This window comes from Flavobacterium gawalongense (assembly GCF_007097265.1).
In the GTDB taxonomy this organism is placed as follows: Bacteria; Bacteroidota; Bacteroidia; order Flavobacteriales; family Flavobacteriaceae; genus Flavobacterium; species Flavobacterium gawalongense.
Genome location: NZ_VJZP01000038.1, coordinates 1 through 20,955, shown reverse-complemented (window position 1 = coordinate 20,955; position 20,955 = coordinate 1). Strand labels below are relative to the sequence as shown.

General features: G+C 36.7%; 11 protein-coding genes. 5 read left to right on the top strand and 6 right to left on the bottom strand.

Translation table 11 applies throughout. The annotated features are described in order from the left end of the window. The first annotated feature begins 30 nt into the window (after nt 1-30). From FNW38_RS15355 to FNW38_RS15345, 3 genes are all read left to right on the top strand, one after another. Complete coding sequence (locus FNW38_RS15355; protein WP_143388656.1) at nt 31-6,768, top strand: PKD domain-containing protein; 6,738 nt, start codon at nt 31-33, stop codon at nt 6,766-6,768. 10 nt (nt 6,769-6,778) lie between these two features. Next, nucleotides 6,779-7,774, top strand: a complete 996-nt coding sequence (locus FNW38_RS15350) for a PorP/SprF family type IX secretion system membrane protein (protein WP_143388657.1) — start codon at nt 6,779-6,781, stop codon at nt 7,772-7,774. 397 nt (nt 7,775-8,171) lie between these two features. Continuing rightward, nucleotides 8,172-8,627, top strand: a complete 456-nt coding sequence (locus FNW38_RS15345; RefSeq protein ID WP_185963152.1) for a TerB family tellurite resistance protein — start codon at nt 8,172-8,174, stop codon at nt 8,625-8,627. 663 nt (nt 8,628-9,290) lie between these two features. On the opposite strand, the gene FNW38_RS15340 is transcribed toward FNW38_RS15345, so the two are convergent. From FNW38_RS15340 to FNW38_RS15330, 3 genes are read right to left on the bottom strand one after another with little or no spacing between them, the layout of a single operon-like run. After that, nucleotides 9,291-10,379, bottom strand: a complete 1,089-nt coding sequence (locus FNW38_RS15340) for an efflux RND transporter periplasmic adaptor subunit (protein WP_143388659.1) — start codon at nt 10,377-10,379, stop codon at nt 9,291-9,293. After that, the gene (locus FNW38_RS15335; RefSeq protein ID WP_143388660.1) at nt 10,369-13,659 is read right to left on the bottom strand and encodes an efflux RND transporter permease subunit; all 3,291 of its coding nucleotides are present in this window, start codon (nt 13,657-13,659) and stop codon (nt 10,369-10,371) included. Before FNW38_RS15335 ends, FNW38_RS15340 begins: the two co-directional genes overlap by 11 nt. 12 nt (nt 13,660-13,671) lie before the next feature. Beyond that, on the bottom strand, nt 13,672-15,057 hold the full coding sequence (locus tag FNW38_RS15330; RefSeq protein WP_143388661.1) for a TolC family protein: 1,386 nt from the start codon (nt 15,055-15,057) through the stop codon (nt 13,672-13,674). Nucleotides 15,058-15,220: 163 nt separating this feature from the next. On the opposite strand from FNW38_RS15330, the gene FNW38_RS15325 reads away from it, so the two are divergent. Both FNW38_RS15325 and FNW38_RS15320 read left to right on the top strand, forming a co-directional pair. After that, complete coding sequence (locus tag FNW38_RS15325) at nt 15,221-16,252, top strand: sensor histidine kinase (protein ID WP_143388662.1); 1,032 nt, start codon at nt 15,221-15,223, stop codon at nt 16,250-16,252. Continuing rightward, the gene (locus FNW38_RS15320) at nt 16,249-16,950 is read left to right on the top strand and encodes a LytR/AlgR family response regulator transcription factor (RefSeq protein ID WP_143388663.1); all 702 of its coding nucleotides are present in this window, start codon (nt 16,249-16,251) and stop codon (nt 16,948-16,950) included. The genes FNW38_RS15325 and FNW38_RS15320 overlap by 4 nt, the downstream gene beginning before the upstream one ends. Before the next feature lie 9 nt (nt 16,951-16,959). On the opposite strand, the gene FNW38_RS15315 is transcribed toward FNW38_RS15320, so the two are convergent. The 3 genes from FNW38_RS15315 to FNW38_RS15305 all read right to left on the bottom strand — a co-directional run bounded on the left by FNW38_RS15315 (nt 16,960) and on the right by FNW38_RS15305 (nt 20,760). Beyond that, nucleotides 16,960-18,390: an OprD family outer membrane porin gene (locus tag FNW38_RS15315; protein WP_143388664.1), complete on the bottom strand. Its 1,431-nt coding sequence runs from the start codon at nt 18,388-18,390 to the stop codon at nt 16,960-16,962. 141 nt (nt 18,391-18,531) lie between these two features. Further along, a complete protein-coding gene (locus FNW38_RS15310) occupies nt 18,532-20,226 on the bottom strand; it encodes a bifunctional metallophosphatase/5'-nucleotidase (RefSeq protein WP_143388665.1) in 1,695 nt (564 codons plus the stop codon). Between the two features lie 108 nt (nt 20,227-20,334). After that, nucleotides 20,335-20,760, bottom strand: a complete 426-nt coding sequence (locus FNW38_RS15305) for a DsrE family protein (RefSeq protein WP_143388666.1) — start codon at nt 20,758-20,760, stop codon at nt 20,335-20,337. Nucleotides 20,761-20,955: the final 195 nt, after the last annotated feature.

The window sequence follows — 20,955 nt, the reverse complement described above, 5'->3', positions numbered from 1 at the left end:
GCAATCGTTGAATAATTTAATACGCTAATTATGAAACACCTTTACAAGATTATTTTTCTTTTTGTCTTGATAATTTCAGTTAATAATTTAAATGCTAAAAGTAATAGAAGCGACTTAATCATTGAAAATGATTTAGAAAAAGGAACTAAAAACAGTGTAGCTGACAATCTTGTGTTACCCTCTGCGACCATAACGGGATCAACAACTGTCTGTCAAAACGGCACACAACCTCAAATAACGTTTACAGGTTCAGGCGGGACGGCTCCTTATACTTTTACCTATAAGATAGGAGCTGGTTCTAATATTAGTGTTATTTCAACAGGAACAGGAGATACAGCCATTATAAATGTACCGACCACAACCGCTGGAGTTTTTGTTTATACGTTAGTAAGCGTAACTGATTCCTCAGGAACTCAACCACAGTCTGGCATTGCAACGGTTATAATAAATCCCCAACCTAGTGCTGATTTAAATTCTAGTGCACAAGCGGACGTATTTAATGGATTTCCTGTTTTCAAAATTTGTAGTAATCAAAATACTCTAATAGATTTTTTTAATGCATCTACAACTACGGCTTCGAATGTAAATTATACAATCAATTGGGGCGATAGCACCCCAGATTTTACCTCAACAAATACCTGGACAAATACTTCACATAATTATTCTGTTGGTATATGGACTTTGCTTTATACCATTAAAGGTCAGAACGGTTGTAATATTACTAAAACATACAAGGTTTTCATTGGGAATAATCCAGCTGTAGGACTTGGAAATCCTGGCAATACAGATATATGTATTTCATCATCATTAACTTTTCCAATAACCGGTACAGAGAATAACCCACCAGGAACAACCTATACCGTAACATTTAATGATGGTTCAGCCCCTATTTCTTTAAACCATCCACCGCCACCATCTGTAACTCATACTTTTTTAAAAAATTCTTGTGGGACAACAAGTATTGTGGGTCCGGCAACCTATCAAAACTCATTTTATGCAAGTATTGTAGCAATAAACCCATGTGATCAATCATCAGCATCAGTGGTTCCAATACGAATTTCAACATCTCCAGTAGCCAATTTTACTTTACCACAAACAGTACAATGCACTAATAGTCAGGTTTGTTTAACCAACACTTCAATAGATGGAGATTCTGCTAGCTCAACTAGTTGCTCCCCTCCAAAAATTATTTGGACAATATCTCCAAATAGTGGTTACACTTTAGCAAGTGGTACTTTAGGAAATGATTTTGGTTCAACAAACACAAATTCATGGACTAGTGGTAGTTCTTCTATTTGTCCTGTTTTCACAAATTCGGGGGTATATTCAATAACAATGAAAGGTGGTAATCATTGTGGTACAGATCAAATAATTAAAACAATCTGCATAGAATCCCCGTTATCCCCACAATTTACCTTAAACAACAATTCAGGATGTACACCACAGGCGATTACAGCAACGAATACCACCGTTACAACAAATTCTTGTACTCCTCCAACCTATGTATGGAACGTAACCCATACAGCTGCTTATTGCGGAACAAGTACCACAACAATTCCAAATCAAACAACAATAAACGCTTCTTTTAATTTTGTGGTACCGGGAACCTATGCTATTTCGCTTACAGCAACGAACTCTTGTGGTGCTGTCACTTCAGCAATTCAAACGGTAATAGTCAAACAACCACCGACAGCCATAATAAATGCAATAGCTGATTTTTGTGGACCTACATCAATAAATCCAACAGCTGTAGTTAATGGTTGTGCTCCTGCATCAAGTGTATTGAGTTATGCTTGGAGTTTCCCCGGTGGAAGTCCTGCTTCTTCAACAGCAGCAAATCCCGGAACAATTAGTTATGGAGCTTCTGGAACTTATACGGTGTCATTAACAGTTACCAATGAATGTGGTGTTTCTGCTACAGCAAATGAGGTGTTTATCATAAATGATGTTCCAACTTTGACAAACACACCTTTAACAGAAACCATTTGTTCAGGTTCGCCAACTACTTTAGTTAATCTAACTTCAAATCTTACAGGAGCTACTTTTAGTTGGACAGCCACTGCTACCTCAGGAATTACGGGTTATACAAGTTCCGGAACAAATACAATACCGGTTCAGACTTTAATTAATTCTGGTGCAACTTCCGGAACAGTAACTTATGCTGTAACTCCAAAACTAGGTATTTGTAATGGAGTGACTACTAATTATGTGATAACTGTAATTCCAGCTCCCCAAATAACGGCTCAACCACTTTCGAGTTCGGTATGTAAAGATGGAACGCCAACAACTTTGACTTTTACCCTGAGTGGGGTAACCGGAACGCCAACCTATCAATGGTATTCCAATAGTTCTGTTTCTAATACAGGAGGAACTTTAATTACGGGCGAAACGAATGCCACTTTTTTACCACCAGCTTCTACAGTTGGTACATTTTATTATTATTGTATTATTTCATTACCTTCAGGTGGGTGTTCAAGTATTAAAACCAATACGGCAACTGTTGTAATCACTCCTTTAGTCACAATTACGACTCAACCAACTCCAACTCAGAATTTATGTGTTGGAGCAACGATTTCAAGTCCTTTAATGGTAACGTATTCAGGTGGTACAGGAACCGTTTCTTATCAATGGTATTCTAATACAACCAATTCGGTTGTTGGTGCAACTCAGATTTCGGGTGCTGTCAATGCATCTTATACTCCTGCCGTTTTTTCAGTTTCCGGTACGACTTATTACTATGTAACTGTATCCTCAAATGGTAATGGTTGTGGTCCTGTGACAAGTAACCTTGCTGAAATTGTTATTTTTTCAGATCCAACAGTGAGTTCACAACCATTACCGACACAGACTTTATGTCAAGGAGCAATTCCCCAAAGTTTGCAAGTGACTGCAACGGGAGGAAATGGAAGCTTTTCTTATCAGTGGTATCAGAATATGGCTAATAATACCACTTCAGGGACAGCAATTTCAGGGGCTGTTTCGGATGTTTATTCCCCACCAACGTTAGCTGTTGGCACTTTATATTATTATTGTTTGATTACTCAAAGTACTTTAGGCTGTGATGTCAAAAGTACCATAGCAGCAGTGATAGTAAATGCGGCTCCAACAATAACCAATCAGCCTGTCTCAAGTACAGTCTGTTTAGGAGGAACCCCAACACTTTTATCTGTAACGTATACAAATGGGGTAGGAACCCCAACTTATCAATGGTATAGTAATACTACTAATTTGAATTCAGGAGGTTTACCAATTTCGGGAGCAATAAATTCAACATTTAGCCCTGCAAATAGTACAGTAGGAACAACTTTTTATTATTGCATCATTACATTACCAGCTTCGGGTGGATGTTCCAGTATTACATCAAATACGGCAAATGTTACCATTAACTCATTGCCCGTTATCGATGTCCAGCCCACACTAACCCAAAGTGTTTGTGTAGGGGGGACAATTACAAATCCGCTATCGGTAAGTTATTCAGGTGGAGCCGGTACCGCTACCTATCAATGGTTTTCAAATTCTATGAATTCAAATAGTGGGGGGACTCTAATTCTTGGCGCCACAAATGCCAGCTATACGCCGCCTGTTTTTAATACTGCGGGAAATTTTTACTATTATTGTCAAGTTAGCTTGTCAGGAAATGGTTGTGGTTCAGTATTTAATGATGCTTCTGAAATTAGTGTAGTTGCAGATCCAATAGTGAGTAATCAGCCATTGGTTTCTCAGACTTTATGTCAAAATGGAGTTCCATCAGATTTGATTGTTTCAGTAACAGGAGGAATTGGGACCTATTCGTATCAATGGTATTCAAATGGAAACAATTCAAATTCGGGAGGCGTTTTAATTGCAAATGCCACGAATGCAATCTATACACCACTAACAGCATCGGTAGGAACAATTTATTACTATTGTGTCATATCGCAAAGTGGTATTGGATGTGGAGTTGTTAGTGCAACGTCTGCTGTTATTGTAAATTCTGCTCCGACATTTACAAAACAACCTAAGCCAAGTATAATTTGTTTAGGAAATGTACCGAATCTTTTAGAAGTAGCCTTTATTAACGGCGCTGGAATACCCCAATACCAATGGTTTTCGAATACTGTAAATACAATTTCAGGAGGTACCGTAATTGGAGGAGCTACGAGTGCAAGCTATAATCCTCCTGCTACAAATATTGGTACTTTATATTATTATTGTGTGGTAACGCTTTCTTCCGGAGGATGTTCGAGTATCACCTCAGATATTGCTGAGGTAACCATGAATCCAAATCCAGAAATCAATCCTCAAAATGCCGTTATATGCAGCGGTACAGCTTTTACTGTTACACCTGACAATTTAAGTGGTGATATAGTGCCAATTGGAACCACTTATACTTGGACAACTCCTGTTATAAGCCCTTCTAATAGTATAAATGGAGCGGTCGCACAGACTATTCCACAAACAGCGATTAGTCAAAATTTGACTAATACTACAACAAGTGCTGCTACGGTTACTTATACCGTAACACCTGTTTCAGGAGTTTGTGTTGGGTCTAATTTTACCGTTACCGTTACCGTAAATCCATCCATAAATGCTAATGTCACTCTAATTAATAGTACTTGTTTTGGATCCAATAACGGAAGTATTCAAACCAATATTACGGGAGGAATACCTTTTAGCAATGGTCAGCTTTATATTATTTCATGGACTGGTTCCGGAGGATTTACTTCTACCGCGACAAGTATATCGAATCTGTCGCCAGGAATTTACGATCTTACAATTCAGGATGCTGGAGGTTGTCCATTTTCAAAAAGTTATACGGTTACCGAGCCGCAAGATATATTGATAACCAAAGATATGGAAAAAGACATAACTTGTTTTGGAGCTGCAGATGGTCAGATTTCAATTTCCGTAACAGGAGGAACGGGAGTTTATAGTTATTCTTGGACTAAAGATGGAACTCCATTTACTGCTTTGGACAAGCTCACTAATTTAGCTCCGGGAAATTATCAAGTAACCGCAAATGATACGAATAGTTGTGGGCCAAAAACAGCCTCTTTTACCATTACAGAGCCTCCGGTTTTAGATTTAACCTTAATTAATCAAACTAATGTTTTGTGTTTTGGTGCTCTAACCGGAGCAATAAATGTTGGTGTAATAGGAGGAACTCCATCCGCTTCAGGTTATACTTTTGCATGGACAGGCCCCAACTCCTTCACGAGTACTGCTCAAAATTTGACTAATATTTTGGCCGGAACCTATAAACTTACCGTAACGGATGCTTCAGGATGTACTGATACGCTGACTGTTATTATAACGCAACCAACAGAAGTTATAATTGATGTGACTACAACTCCGATTATATGTTATGGAGGAAATAATGCTTCAATAAATTTGTCTATTTCGGGAGGTATTGGTCCGTATCAAACAGTTTGGAATACTCTGGCAATAGGAACGTTTCAGGATAATCTATCGGCAGGAAATTATCAAATTACGGTTACCGATGCCAATGGCTGCTCTAAAATAGTAGATGTGAATATTCCGGAAGCACCTATATTTACCATCAATCCGGTAGTGAAACAAATTTCTTGTTTTGGAATGAATGATGGCAGTATAAATCTAAATTTAGTAGGAGGAGTTGCTCCACTAACACTCGTATGGAGTGATGGAAGTACGGCCGGTTTAACTAGAAATAATCTTAAACCAGGGAATTATACTGTAAGCATAACCGACAGTAAACCGTGTACTATTTCCAAAACATTTATAATATTGGAACCGCAAAAATTAGTACTTTCAGCAAATGTTACCCATGCATTCGATTGTGATGATGCTAATAGTGGCGCTATCAATCTGCTGGTTGCCGGGGGAACGCCACCATTTACTTACGCTTGGTCAAACGGAGCCACAGCCGAAGATTTATCTGCTATTCCAGCAGGAAATTATTTGGTAACGGTCACTGACAGCAGAGGCTGTTCAAAAACGGCTCAATTTGTTATTAACAGACAACCACCAATAGTAATCGGAGTGGAAACAAAAACCGATTTTAATTGTGAAGCTAAATCTGTCAAACAAACCTTTATGGCCCAAGTTTCAGGCGGAGTGCCTCCTTATCAATTAACATGGTCCAGCGGAACGGTAAGTGGTACCAATAACGAAATGATGAACACCAATCAAAACGGAACTGCCATTCTGGGCGTTACGGATAATTTGGGATGTACTGCAAATTACACTTTCAATGTTGCTATTCCAAAATTAGGAAATCCTTCTTTCACAACAAGTTCTTATTCGTATTCAACATTTGGGACTTTTTCAATTATAGATCCCATACAATTTACGAATACCGCTACAGCAGATTATATCAGTACTGCTTGGGATTTTGGTGATGGAAGCGTTTCCAGTGAGGAAAATCCAATTCACACTTTCGTCAAAGAAGGGAATTATGTAGTGACACAAACGGTTACTTATGCATTTGGATGTATTTATACCTATACTGTAACATTAACAATTGACAAAGGGTATAAATTGATAGTTCCAAATGGTTTCACTCCCAATGGAGATGGAATTAATGAAACTTTTAAACCGGTTTTCGCAGGATTGAAATCATTTCAATTCGATGTGTATGATACTTGGGGAGAATTAATATATTCTGAAACAGGTGAAACATTACACGGATGGGATGGAAGAGTAAAAGAAAAAGAATCAGAGAATGGGAATTATTACTACAAAGCAAAAGCGACCACTTTTTATGGGACAATAATAAACAAAAACGGTCCTTTTACATTAATCAAATAAGAATAGCAAAATGAAAATAAAAATAGCAGCATTAATAATTTTGTTTGGTTTTTCTTTAAAGGTTAAGGCACAAGATCCCATTTTTACGCAATATTTCATGGTTCCCGAAACGTTGAATTCAGGATTTACAGGGTTTTTAGAAACGACAAATGCGGGAATAGTACACAGAACCCAATGGCCCGACTTGAATTTCAGAGTGGATACGGATTTTGGATTCATCAATACATGGTTGGAAAATGCAAACAGCGGAATAGGGGTAAGCGTTTTAAATCACAGGGAAAAATTCACTAATTATAATTTCACCCAGGTTAATTTAAATTATGCCTATCGGGTCCAATTGAATGATAATTGGTTTTTTAGGCCTGCAATCGAAATGGGTTTTGGAAACAAATCGTATGGTTTTCAGAATATCGTTTTAGAAGACCAAATCAACATTGGGCAAGGAACCATTAACACATCTAGTGTGGATCCACTTCTACTGAATGAAAAAGTAACTTTCTTTGATTTTTCAGCAGGAATGCTGTTTAACAATGAAGAAGCATGGTTTGGACTTTCTCTAAAACATATTAATAAACCTAACATCTCATTTTCAAACACAGGAAATGTGCCGTTAGGAATGTTTTTTTCTGCCAATGCGGGATATGAATTCCTACTGGGCGATTACATAGATATTACCTATTTTCCTTATGAAACCAAAATGCTTTTAACGTCTAATTATATGCATCAAGGAGAATACAGCCGATTTGATTTAGGAACCGGGCTTGTTTTCAAAAAGTTTTTCTTCGGAGTTAGTGCGGCTACAAATCCAGGAAGAAAAACGGAAAACAGTCATTTCTTGACTTCGGTAAATGCCTTTGGGGGATTGCAATACGAACATTTTAAATTTGGTTATTCCCATGATTTTAGTACATCAAAAATAGGTCAGACAGGCGGAATTTATGAACTCTCCGTAACCTACCAATTTGATTTGAAAGTAAAATGTTTCGGTTGTCCCAATTATTATTGATCTTAATTTCATTAATCCCGATTATATTTTGTAATCCATTTTAATTAAAAAAATTAGGCCATCTCGCAAAAACGAGACAGCTTTTTTATGGGATTCTTTTTAGAATATTATGCTTGTCCGTTAAGTTACCTAAATATTTTTTTTCCACGAATTACACCAATTTTTAAACGAATTCTTAATTAGAATTTAAAAAAATTAGTGTTTTTTCGTGTAATTCGTGGCACCCATTTTAGGATAGCTGTTATAAAGGATAATCATCATAAATAAATAGTAAAAGGCTGGTTGCAATAACGGCTTCGCCGAATTTGGGTTTAACCACAAACAAATGGTAATTTATTCCCAAATCCGAGCAATGTGTTGGAAAGTTAGCAGTAACTTTAACCAAAAAAATAAAAACATGAGTTTATTTGAAAAATTTGGAGAAAAAAATAACACTGCCGAAAATCCCGTAACCTCAGAATTTGAAGCTTGGGTTGGAATTTTATATTCTTGTATTTCCGCGGATAATCAAATTAAGGATTCCGAAACAGCATCATTATCCAAATTGTTATATTCTAAAGAGAAATTTATTGGAATCGATATTGCACCTCTTTATGCAAAATCATATCATTTAAAAACGGAACTGGGGCAGTTAAAATATATTTCTGCTTGTTGTGAACTAATTAAAGAAGAAGATAAAGAAACGGTATTTGCCCTTGCTTTGGAAATATTACTTGCTGATGGCACACTGGGGAAAGAAGAAAAAAACGTGATTGAGGTTCTATCAAAACAACTTAAAATAGATACTGGAATGACCAGTAAAATTATAGAAGTTATATTCTTGAAAAATAAAGGTAATCTTAAAGAAATATAAACAACTGCCGCAAGATTTAGTACTCTGCTTAAAAATAGATGAATTCCAAAATCACTTTTTTTTTTTCAAATATCAGTGATAAACCCAAAAGAGGATTTCCGTACGGTCATTCTCTTTTTTTATTTCATAACCTCTTTATATTAAATTAATTGCTTAATTTAGAATATTCAAAATAACAAACAACAAGCCAGCACCAAAAATTCATAAACGTTGTTTTTAAAAATTATTAAACCATCAAAAAGAAAATTAAAATAGCGAAACAAAATATTCACGAAAGACTGCATCGGGAGCCCTATTTTACGCATCCCAGATTAAAGTTTCTTCCCAATATTGTTGTGAATCTGATTAGTTTTATAATCGCATTTGCTGTGATTGGCACTTTGCTTTATTTTATCCTGAATTATTTGATTAAAAAGTTCTATCATTTGGATTAAAACAAGTTTTTCATTTGCTAAAAAAAGCTATAAAATCAGTAATTTAAAAAGGTATAAAAAAACCCGTCTCGTTACACTAAACGAGACGGGTTTTTTCTTTTACTTTTGTTTTTTTTAAATTATAATTTTTATTGTTGTTAGTTTCACTAACATTGAATTTGAGTGCAGCGGTTTAAAAACAAAAATAGTGTTGCCTAAAAAATTAAAAATCATACTTATTTCGAAAAAGCTACTTCACTGCTGTACCATCTTTAATTTCTTCTGAAACCACTTTTACAAGGAGGGAATTTTCAGGAATATTCCCAAAAATTTCGACCCGATTTTCCAATTCTCGACCTTTCTGAACTGGTGTTTTTATCGTTTTATTATTTTCTACTCTCAACACATAAACGCCGTCACTGGAAGTCACAACGGAAGATTTCGGCACAACATAATTGCTGTCTTTTGCCTTCAAAGGCAAAAGAACTTCAGCAACCATTCCTGGCAATAGTTTTTTAGTTTTATTGACAACATCCAGTTCCACGCGTTCGGATCGGAGTCTGCTGTCTAAAGCTCCAGACATACGCGCTATTTTAGCATTAAAAGTCTGGTTATTGATTGATTTTACATTAAAAGTCAGTTCATCACCAATTTTTAGATAGCCGGTGTAAAGCTCAGGAACATAGACTGACAAACGCAATTTAACCTGCTGTTGGAGGGTAAACAAAGGTGACTCCGATCCTTTTCCTGCTGGACCAACATAGGCACCAGGATTTACATTCCTAGCTGAGATGATTCCGTCAAAAGGCGCTCGAATTTCCAGATAGCTTTTCATGATCGAAATTTCTTTATAAGCTGCTTGGGTTGCCAGATATTGTGCATAATCAGAATTTTTTCGGGCTGCAGCCTGTTCCAGATCATTTTTGGAAATTGTTCCTTCTATTTTGCTGGTTTCAAAAAGCCTGTCGAAGGTGCTTTTGCTGGCGGTATAAATCGCCTTTTGCGAAAGCTGTCTGGATTGGGCAGCAGCCAGTTGGGAACTGATTTCCGGCGCTTCCAAAATTATTAATAACTGCCCTTTTTTAACCTGCGAACCAATATCAACTTTGAGTTCTTTGACAAAACTGCTCACTTTGGCATAAATATCCACTTGTTGAAAACCGGTCAGTTCAGCCGGAATACGGAGTTCGGTAGCTAGTTTTTCTTTGCTGATGGTAAAGATTTCCATAGCCGGAGCGGTATCTATAGTTACAATTTCTTTCTTTTCAGAATTGCAGCCAATTAAAGTACTTGTCAGCACTAAAAATAAAATCGATGTTTTTAATAATTTATTTTTCATTTTGTTGGTGTAAATGTAAAGATGATATATAATGTTTGCTTTCCTTGTCTTCCGGATCTAGGGATATAGATTGTACAGAAGCTTTACCTTGTGCCCAGGAAAAAATTAATGGTAAAATAATCAGTACTGTACAAGTGGAAAATAATAATCCTCCGATTACGGCTCTTCCCAATGGAGAAACCTGATCACCGCCTTCACCATGTCCGATTGCCATCGGAAGCATTCCGGCAATCATTGCTACACTAGTCATAATAATAGGACGAAGCCTCAGAGAAGCGGCTTCACGTGCAGACTGTAGTGCATTGCCGTTGTGTTTTCGCAGTTGTTCAGCATTAGTAACGAGTAAAACGGCATTGGCAATAGAAACTCCAACTGACATGATAATCCCCATATATGATTGTAAATTTAGAGTAGAACCTGTAATAAGGAGTAGTGCTAAAGAGCCTAAAACCACGGCAGGAACAGTTGTTAGGATGACTAATGAAATTTTGAAAGACTGGAAATTAGCCGAAAGCATCAGAAAAATAACTACAATAGCAAGTAATAGGCCCGTTTGGAGACTGCTCATTGTTTCATATAAAACCTTACTTAGGCCAATAGGCTTAATGGACAATCCTCTTGGAAGTTTTCCTAAAGATTCAATTGTTTTCTGCACGGCTTTGGAAGCAGTTCCTAAATCAGTGTGATCAATATTTCCGGTTACTGAAATATAGGGCATGGCTCCGATATTATCATTCTCTCCATAAGTGTGTGAGGATGTAATTTTAGCAACATCACTTAAAACCGGCCGTGATGCATTTTTAAGCAGTGGAATTTCTCTCAAATCATTTATACTTTTCATTTTGTTTAGAGGAACCTGAACTTGAACATTATAGGACAATCCTGCTTTTTCATCAATCCAGGTATTTTTTTCGGTATATCGGGAAGAAGAAGTGGAAGCAATCAATGAACGAGAAATTTCATTCATATCAATTCCCAGCTGGGCCGCACGAGTTCTGTCAATATTAATATCAAGAGTTGGATATTTTATGGGCTGGGCAATCTGTACATCTCTGAAATAGTCAATTTTATTCAGTTTTGCGATGAGTTTATTGGCATAGGCTTCATTTCTCTTTTTATTTTTTCCGGCTATCCTGATTTCAATTGGAGTAGGTGAACCTTGGCTCAGCACTTTGTCCGTTAGTTCAATGGGCTCAAAAGAGATTTTCACATCGGGCAGGATCTTTTTGATTCTCTGACGGAAATCATCTTTAAAAATATCCATATCGGTGTGATATTCTTTCAATCCAATCTGGAAGACCGCTTCATGTGGTCCGGCAGTAAACAAATAGATTGGCGAAACAGAAAATAATGAAGGATGCTGACCTACATACACGGAAGAAATAGCAATGTGTTCTTTTTCGACCATTTTTTCGAGTTCCTTTAGAACAGTTATCGCTTTTTCTTCTGTACGTTCAAGACGTGTTCCATCCGTTGCACGCAGTCTCATTTGGAACTGGCTTGAATTTACCTTAGGAAACACATCTTGGCCTATAATAGTCAGGAATAGTATCGCCAAACCGGTAATAACAAAAAGATATAGTAGCGTAACGGGTTTTCTGTAGGCAAAAAGCCGATCAATCAATAGCATGTAACGGCTTCTGAATCTTTCAAAACGGCTGATTTTGCCATCATTATTAAAATCTTCTCTTTGAATCAGAATTTTCTTCTGGTCAAAAGTATCTTCTTCTGACTCTATTGTCAGTCCAGATGCATTAAATTCAGCTTCGTCATCGGTTATATTCGAATCATGCGGCTTTTTTGGATGTTCTTTCATGAGCCAGTTTGCCATAACCGGAACAAAGGTTTGTGAGAGTAAAAAAGAGACAATCATCGAGAACCCAATTGCTAAAGCTAAAGGGAGAAACAAGGCACCGGGTATTCCAGTCATGGTGAATGCAGGGGCAAAAACGGCTAGAATACAGAGCAGGATTAACAACTTTGGCAAGGCAATTTCTTTACAGGCATCTAATATAGCCAGTGCTTTAGGTTTGCCCATATCAAGGTGTTGATGTATATTTTCGATAGTTACTGTACTTTCGTCCACTAATATTCCAATAGCTAGAGCCAGTCCACTCAACGACATTAGATTTATGGTCTGTCCAAATAATTTTAAGAATAACACACCCGAAATAATAGCAATGGGGATGGTGAGAATTACAATCAAGGCAGCTCTTCGGTCACCTAAAAACAATAAAACCATCAAACCAGTAAGAATAGCACCAATGATACCTTCGGTTATTAAGCTTTTTACAGAGTTGATTACATGTACTGATTGATCGAATTCATACGAAAGTTTTACATCTTTCGGCAAAGTATTTTGGATTTTTGGCAGTTCCGATTTTAATTTTTGAATTACATCCCAAGTAGAAGCATCCCCTGATTTGGCAATGCTAATATAAACAGAGCGTTTGCCGTTGACTAAAGCATACCCGGCAGTAATATCCGCACCGTCCTTTACCGTAGCCACATCGCCAAGATACAGATTTTGAATACCGCCTTTAAATAAAGGTATCTTCTCAAAATCCTTAACCTCTTTAATGGTATTGTTAGTAGGTGTAATGTAGTTTTTATCACCTATTCTCAAATTTCCTGAAGGGGCGGTTTGGTTGTTGATACGGATGACTTCAACGATTTGGTCCGCTGTCAGGTTATGCGAACGAAGCAAGTCAGGGTCAACATTAACTTCAATAGTTCTTGGGCTTCCGCCGAAAGGGGGAGGAGACAATAATCCTGGAATAGCAGTAAAAGAAGCGCGCACATATACGTTGGCCAAATCCTGAAGTTCATTGTTGGAGCGGGTTTTACTGCTCAAAACCAATTGCCCGACAGGTAATGATGAAGCATCGAAACGAATGATGAACGGAGGCTGGGAGCCCGGTGGAAATACGGCCTGAATCCTGTTAGAAAGTGCGCTGAGTTCAGCAGCAGCCTGAGCCATGTTAGTGTTTTCGTAATAGGTTACCTTCATCAGTGTTAGTCCCTGAATATTTTTTGTTTCAATAGATTTTACTCCGTTGGCAAAAAGCATTACACTAACATAATTTTTTGCAAAATAAGATTCCATCTGATTGGGTGTGTAACCTCCAAAAGGGTGTGCCAGATATATAACCGGAAGATTCATTTTCGGCAGAATATCCACTTTAATGTCACGGACGGCGCCAATTCCGAAAAAGAATAATCCGGCAACCAGCACCATTATTGAGATGGGTTTGCGAAGGGCAAAACGTATTAAATTCATCGTTTTAAATAATTAAAATTCATTCATAAATAAGTCAAAATCTCCCGTGGCTGCCGCTTTCATCAAAAGCGATTGCCAGACATTGGTATAAATAATATCGCGGTCAGTTTCCGCACGGTTCAATGTGTATAAAGTCTGTGTGACATCGAGGAGATTGGTCATTCCGTTTTTATACAAAGTGGTTTTCTGCAAATAGGCCTGTTGCGCTGCCTGAACTTGTTTTGGGGCTTCAACATAATTTTCCAAAGCATATTTTATTTTGGCATCAGCCGCATCCGACTGTATTTTTAATTGCTGGTCGATTACTTTGTATTCCTCCTGTAAACCTTCGGAAATCAATTTCTGGGCACTGACTTTTTTACTCACCCGAGCAATAGTGGTCAGGTTCCAAGTAACACCAACGCCTAAAAGATAATTTTGTCGGGAGGGATCAATACCGTCTAAATAATTTTGGGAAAAAGAATTCTGATTTACGGCATAATCGGAGTTAAAACCGGAAGCCCGGGCCTGGTATATCCCAAATAAACTGAAGGTGGGATAGTATTCCTTTTTAAAAAGACGAAGCTGTTGTTCGCTGAAAGCTACCCTGCTTTTATGATATTCCAATATCGGATTCAAATTCTCACTAGAAGTTTCCTGTGATAGTATTGCTTTTGGTATTGTTGTGACAAAAGTAGTATCGAGCACAAAATCCTGAATGGAAACGCCCATCAGCGCGATGAGTTTGTTGTTTTGTTCCTTAACCTGATCTTTCACCTGGTTCAGGGTGATTTTGGATCGGGAGACTTCGGCGGAAGCCAGTGTGGAATCTACTCCGGCCAAAAGTCCGTTTTTTACTCTCACTGCAGCAATATTCTGAAAGACCATGGCGCGTTCCAGATTTTTTCTTTGGGAAATCAACAGCCGCTGACTAGCCAATAAGTTGAGGTAAGCGGCTGCAATTTTAATTTTATGCTGGAATTTTTCCTGATCAAGATCTTTTTCGTAACGCTGGGAATCCGCTTTAGACAGATTAATTTTTTGTTTCATTCTTCCAAAAGTGAAAAAATCCCAATTGACATTGACCAGATATAAGGCACCGAAAGCTGCATTCCAATTTTGCTTTTCTAACGGAAGTCCAGAGGAAGCCACTCCGAGTCCGCCAAAACCATAGAGCGGTCCGTTTTGTCCGTTAACGGTTCCGAAATCCTGTTGTCCCGAGAGAGTAACATTGGGCAGATATTCTCTGCGAACCTGTTTGATCGTTTCTTTGGAAGCATCGGCATAGTTGCTTTTTGCTTTTATCGTTCCGTAATTGGCAATTCCGTTTTCCAGCGCCTCTTTTAGCGGAAGCGTCTGAGAAAACCCTTCGGAAAAGAAAATCAGAAATAGAAAAAGGCTTAGTTTTTTTGTTGTCATTGTTCTATTTAGAATAAATTTGAGATGCAAACCTAGCCAGAGTACTTCTTTTTGGACGGTTATAAATGACGAACACTTTTTATAAATGACGAATTGAATTGGTCACTCAATCAGTGTCTATTTAAATTATATGTCGTTCCTTTGGGACTTTAATTAAATAGCAATGAAATGGAAATTTAAACCGATTTTAGAAAATAAATGGGAACAGGAAACGGCTATTTTGGTTTTTTCTTTTATACTTTTTACGCTCAACGACTGGGTTTTTATACAGAGTTGGAAAGGTTTCAGTAACGGTTTACTCTATTTTTTTGTATTGTATTTTCATGCACAGCTCAATCGCTTTTTTTTGCTTCCAGTTTTATTAAAAAAACACCGTCCGGTTTTATATTTAATCCTTACCGTTGGATTAATAGCACTGTTTACGGCCTTTTTGTATGAAGTTTCGACGGAATTTATTTATAAAAACTGTTTTTTATACAAATCAGCTCATCAAAAAAGCTATCAGTTTCAGTTTGCCACGCTGTCTGGAACATTGGTTTGTATCTTGGGAACCATACAGATTTTAGAACATTATCGGGATCAAAAAAAGAAGTCAAATAAAGCGCTGTTATACAACCAGGTTCAGCTTAATGCGTTAAAGAACCAGTTCAATCCCCATTTTTTGTTTAATACCATGAATACACTTTATGGAATTAGCCTTCAATATCCGGAACGCACTTCGGAAATGATTATGGAAGTTTCACAACTAATGCGGTATCAGGTGGAGCAAGGGAATAAGGAGTTTGTTTTTTTAGAAAACGAAATCACGTTTATTACCAGCTACATACAACTGGAAAAAGAAAGGGTAGGTTACCGCTGTAGTATTGATTTCAATTATGAATGCGATCAGGAAGGACAGTATGAAATTGCACCGATGGTATTGATAACTTTTATTGAAAACGCTTTTAAGCACGGAGCCGCTACCATCGAAAAGTGTTTTGTAACCATTGATATAAAGGTTAGCAAAGGAAAATTGTATATGGAGGTATCCAATTCGGTTCCACAGCATAAAAAAGAAGTGGTTTCTACCAAAATTGGTCTGAAAAATACGTTAGAAAGACTGGAAATTGTATATCCGAAAAAACACAATCTCAAAATCACGCAAAATGAGCAAGCTTATAATGTTAATTTAGAAATTCAACTCAACCGCGCATGACCGTAAGAAAATGTATTATAGTAGACGATGAACCTGTCGCACATTATGTGTTGGTGAATTATATCAGCCAAAACCCACAATTGGAACTGGTGAAACAGTGTTATAACAGTATTGAAGCCTTAAATTATCTTCGGTCGAATGTTGTTGATTTGATGTTTTTAGACATTGACATGCCTGAAATTACAGGATTGGAACTTTTACGAACTCTGAATGAACCGCCCAAAACAATTTTGACCACGGCTTATTCGGAATTTGCATTGGAGAGTTATGAATTCGGCGTATTTGATTATTTATTGAAGCCCATCTATTTCCCCCGTTTTTTAAAATCTATAGAGCGTTTCTTTTCTTCTTATACTGATGAAAAGCCCAAAATTAACAACCAAATTATTGCAGTAAAAATCGATGGGTTTATGCTTGATCTGAATGTAAATGACATTCTTTTTGCCCAGAGCTATGGCAATTACGTAAAAATTTTTACGCTCAAAAAAATCTATCTCGCCTCGATGACGACTAATGAATTGGAAAATAGTCTTTCATCAGAATATTTTATGCGCGTTCATAAGTCCTATATTGTTGCGATTGATAAAATTAAGAATTGGGAACGAAATACGGTCATCATCAATAACGAGAAAATCCCAGTGGGCATTACCTACAGGAGAGCATTGACAGAGCGATTAAAGTTTAATAATAATCAATAAGATAAAATATCAAAAATTAAAATTGAGTATAAAATTGGTGGTACTCATATTCGTTTTGTTGAAAACATAATTTTTGTTGTTGTAGGTTTCACCCACGTTGAATTTATGCACATATAATAGTTGTACATCAAAACCTTTCAACAATCCTTGAAATTCATAACGAATATCAGCATTAGTCTGCACATAAGATGGCAATCCATATTTGTTTAATGCAACGTTTTTTACATCCGGCAAATCAAAATAGCCCACAGCCAGATGTGATTTGAATGTCTTTTTAGGATTCGTATATTGTATTTTAGTCATCAATGCATTTACATCACCAAAGCCTTCATTTCGTTCTCTGGGCATAAAGGTGTAAAATGGGTCTCGTCCCCATTCTCGTGGCATTAAATACCTTCCTTTGGCTGTTATTCGGTTGTAGTTTAAAGTCAATTCCAAAGTGCTATTTTTCCAACCGAATCTTCCGCCAAAAGTTTGAGAATTACCGTTTTTTTGAAAATAGGTTTTGCTTTGATCTTCATTTCCACCAAAATCCAGTGCGTTTTGGTAAATAGTCTGAAACCCAAAAAGTAATTTCGAGTTTGGATTCAAATCGTATGTATAGTCCATTTGGAACAATACTGAATTAAACAGATTTTCAGCATATTGATTCCACAAAAGTGTTTTTAAATTCTTTACCGATTCATTTTGTATGCCAATAATATAAATTCCATTACTGTCTAAATTCCCTGCATAACCGGATTTTGTTCCATCAGGATTCACGCCTGTTGGATAAATCCCTATGGATTCTCCAACTTTAAAGTATTTCAGCGTGCTTCGTGGTGAAATTCCGTAGAGGTAGCCCACATTGATTTTAGTCTTTTTTATTTCATTAAAATCTACCCAAATACCATCCACTTCTGTAGGACGCATTCGGCCATCTTGAAGGTTTATAAATGAAGTATTCAGGAGTTGCTTTCCAAGGGTTATATTCGAATTTTTATAGTTGTATTTTAAATATAATTCTTCTAATCGGCTTAAATTGTCTTTGTTTGATGGGTTTTGAATATCAAAAAGTGCTAGTTCATATCGATTGGGAGCATTGGTGATGGGATCTTTTTCAGTAAAATCAGAGGAACCAATATTAAAAATATAATAGCCGCTTACGCCAAATTGAAAATTATGAAACTTAGCGGTTTCAAACTTTACGCCTCCGCCAAGGGCATTCGAATAATAATCAGATACCCCCTTTTCATTATTGGTATTCATGAAAAAATAGCGAAAATGTCCACTGAAATGTCCATTTTTGAAAGCATTTAAAATCGAGGTGGAATCAATTTTTTCGTTACTTTTTTCTTTCCAAACTGTTGGCTTCTCAGAAATTTCCTGATGTTGCGCTATTGTATCAGTAGCAAAAAGCAAGGAAGTAAGTATATAAATTATAGCAAAAAATTTTTTCATTTTTGAACGTTTAAATTTAACACAAAAATAATCCCATCAGTATAAATTGGGAGTAACTTTTATCACAGTTACCTCTTAAAAAATAAAGTCGAATGCTTTTGACATTCGACTTTAAAAACGGATTACTTTACGACTGAAAAACTACCTAAAAGTATAATCAACTCCGGTAACTTGCGTTAATAGTGTCTCTGGAGCATCAAGAATTATGGCGTTTTTTTGAGGTGTTGGCGTAACTGGAGAGTTTTGTTTTAAGTATTCTCTCATTACTGTATGCAAGGTTGAATTTGTGTTTTTGACATCCATAACTCCTTTCATTCTGCAAAGCATATCCACAGGATCGCCATCGCGTTCACACGCCATGATTGTATATAATTTTTCAGGATCTATCGGAATATTTTTTACGGTAATGCTTTGCACTCTTTTGTCCATTTCTGCAAAGGCGTTGAATCGCACTTCCATTCCTTTGAATTTTACGACCCAACCGCCAAAACGTTTTGAAGCGTCTTGTGCAAAAACATTATTTAATTCTTTTTCCAACCAATTTTTCAATTGCTTTCCGGTCACTTTTGCAGTTCGTACGGTGCTGTCCACAGGTAACATATCAAAAATAAATCCGTTTGTGATGGGAATATTTCCAGTTTGATCCGGAGTTGTTTTGGGTGGACAAAAACGGAATCCATTAGAAAGATTAATATCAATTTCAGGAAATTTCCAGTGTAAAGCATTCAGAATCATCGTATCAATTGGATTTTCAACCACAAAATAACGGTACAAAGGAATCGTGCTATAGCCAATAACCTGATTGATTTTTTCTTGGTAAACGGCTTCTTTCTCTTTTAATAATTTTTCGATTTTGGCATCGGGCTTTATTTTTGGAGAATCAACTTCAATTAATTCATAGTTGTCTTCAATGACTTTTCCGTTGAGAATGGTCAAATCTAATTTTCCAATAAACGAACCGAATGCTCCTGGTTCTACCACTTTTGAATATTTACAAACAATAGGTTTGCGGACTCTTTCGTGCGTATCACCACCTAAAATATAATTTACCCCTTCACATTCCGGTCGGTTTGCCAACGCTATTTGCTGGGATAAACCCAGGTGTGCAATTATAATTACATAACTGCATTGTTCCTGATTTCTTAGCACATCCACATAATGAGCCAGATTTTCTTCGGGGTTTGTGTATAGAATTCCTTTGCTGTAATTTGGACTTTGTCGCAAGGGTACCAATGGATCGGTGTATCCTAAAAACCCAATTTTTGCTCCGGCAATATGCCAAATCGTATACGGCTGAAAAATAAGTTCACCTCGTTTTCCTTCGCCTAAATCATGGTACATATTGGTACAAATTTTTGGCGCATCGAGAGAACCCATCAGCGTTTGCATTTTTCTTTTTCCATAAATAACTTCCCAATTTCCGGGAAGATATAAGTCATAATTTAAAGCGTTTAAAATGGGAACAAAAGCTTCACCCGTAGTTTCAACACTTAATTCGCTGCCTTGAAACATATCACCCGTATCGATAGTATATGTATGTGGGTTTTTCCTTTTTAATTGTTTCAGTAGGGTTGCCATATAGGCATAACCCCCGGTTTTTCTAAAAACGGCTTTCCCATTTTCCCAAAATAACTCATCATGCGGATGAATCTGACAATGCACATCGGTGGTTTGAAGAATAGAAATAGTTTGGGGTTTGCTTCGGTCAATTTCTTTTTTCAAATTCGTTCCTTCCGTTTCATTTGTATTTGCAATAGCTGAAAGTGGCGAAATAATTGCTGCACCAAGACCTAATGTCCCTACTGATTTAAGAAAATTTCTTCGGTTATTGCTCATGTTTTTAATTTTATAGGTTCAGTTTTTAGCAGATTTTAACGGGAAAACCTACAGCCAAACAAATGGTGTAGGATTGTGCAAAATTTTAATTTGCAATTTTAAATTGATTTAGAATCCACCTTTGATATAACTCCAGCCTTGTTCTTGTTTTTCAACAATTTCGGCAATTCCAGCGGGTACATATTCTGCTTCTGGAATAAATTGATCTTTTGTTATTTTTCGACTTTTCATCGAGTTTTCACAAACTACAAAACGAACTCCTTTGGCATGAAGCGCTTTTATCGCTGCTATATGCTTTGATTTTGTAGGCATTAAAAATTCTAATCCCATATTATAAATGACCACTTCGTATTTTGCATTAGGCCAATGCGTTGTTAAATTATTCAGCTGGTTTGCAAATGCTTTCTGTTGCAGGGTATCATTAGCATTGGTAAACTGAAATATTATTTTGTGGTTGTTCGATTTTTTTTGTGCCAATGCACCAATAGAAATCAAGCTAAATAGAAGAACAAATAAAAGCGTTAGGTTTTTCATAATTGAGTTTTAAGATTGTTTTTTTTCGTTTTTCTTTTTTTCGTCTTTTATTGGTTTATAAGGGCCGAATTTATGTTGCGCTTCAGTAAACGTATCCGAAAAAGGACCAAAAGGATGATGAGGGTACTGAAAAACCTCGTTTATTTTGATTAGCGTTCTTTTTTAGACAATAAAAAAACGCTTGTAACAGGATTT

Coding starts and splice junctions, on each gene's coding strand:
- FNW38_RS15355 (WP_143388656.1), top strand. CDS start 31: ATGAAACACCTTTACAAGATTATTTTTCTTTTTGTCTTGATAATTTCA.
- FNW38_RS15350 (WP_143388657.1), top strand. CDS start 6,779: ATGAAAATAAAAATAGCAGCATTAATAATTTTGTTTGGTTTTTCTTTA.
- FNW38_RS15345 (WP_185963152.1), top strand. CDS start 8,172: ATGAGTTTATTTGAAAAATTTGGAGAAAAAAATAACACTGCCGAAAAT.
- FNW38_RS15340 (WP_143388659.1), bottom strand. CDS start 10,379: ATGAAAAATAAATTATTAAAAACATCGATTTTATTTTTAGTGCTGACA.
- FNW38_RS15335 (WP_143388660.1), bottom strand. CDS start 13,659: ATGAATTTAATACGTTTTGCCCTTCGCAAACCCATCTCAATAATGGTG.
- FNW38_RS15330 (WP_143388661.1), bottom strand. CDS start 15,057: ATGACAACAAAAAAACTAAGCCTTTTTCTATTTCTGATTTTCTTTTCC.
- FNW38_RS15325 (WP_143388662.1), top strand. CDS start 15,221: ATGAAATGGAAATTTAAACCGATTTTAGAAAATAAATGGGAACAGGAA.
- FNW38_RS15320 (WP_143388663.1), top strand. CDS start 16,249: ATGACCGTAAGAAAATGTATTATAGTAGACGATGAACCTGTCGCACAT.
- FNW38_RS15315 (WP_143388664.1), bottom strand. CDS start 18,390: ATGAAAAAATTTTTTGCTATAATTTATATACTTACTTCCTTGCTTTTT.
- FNW38_RS15310 (WP_143388665.1), bottom strand. CDS start 20,226: ATGAGCAATAACCGAAGAAATTTTCTTAAATCAGTAGGGACATTAGGT.
- FNW38_RS15305 (WP_143388666.1), bottom strand. CDS start 20,760: ATGAAAAACCTAACGCTTTTATTTGTTCTTCTATTTAGCTTGATTTCT.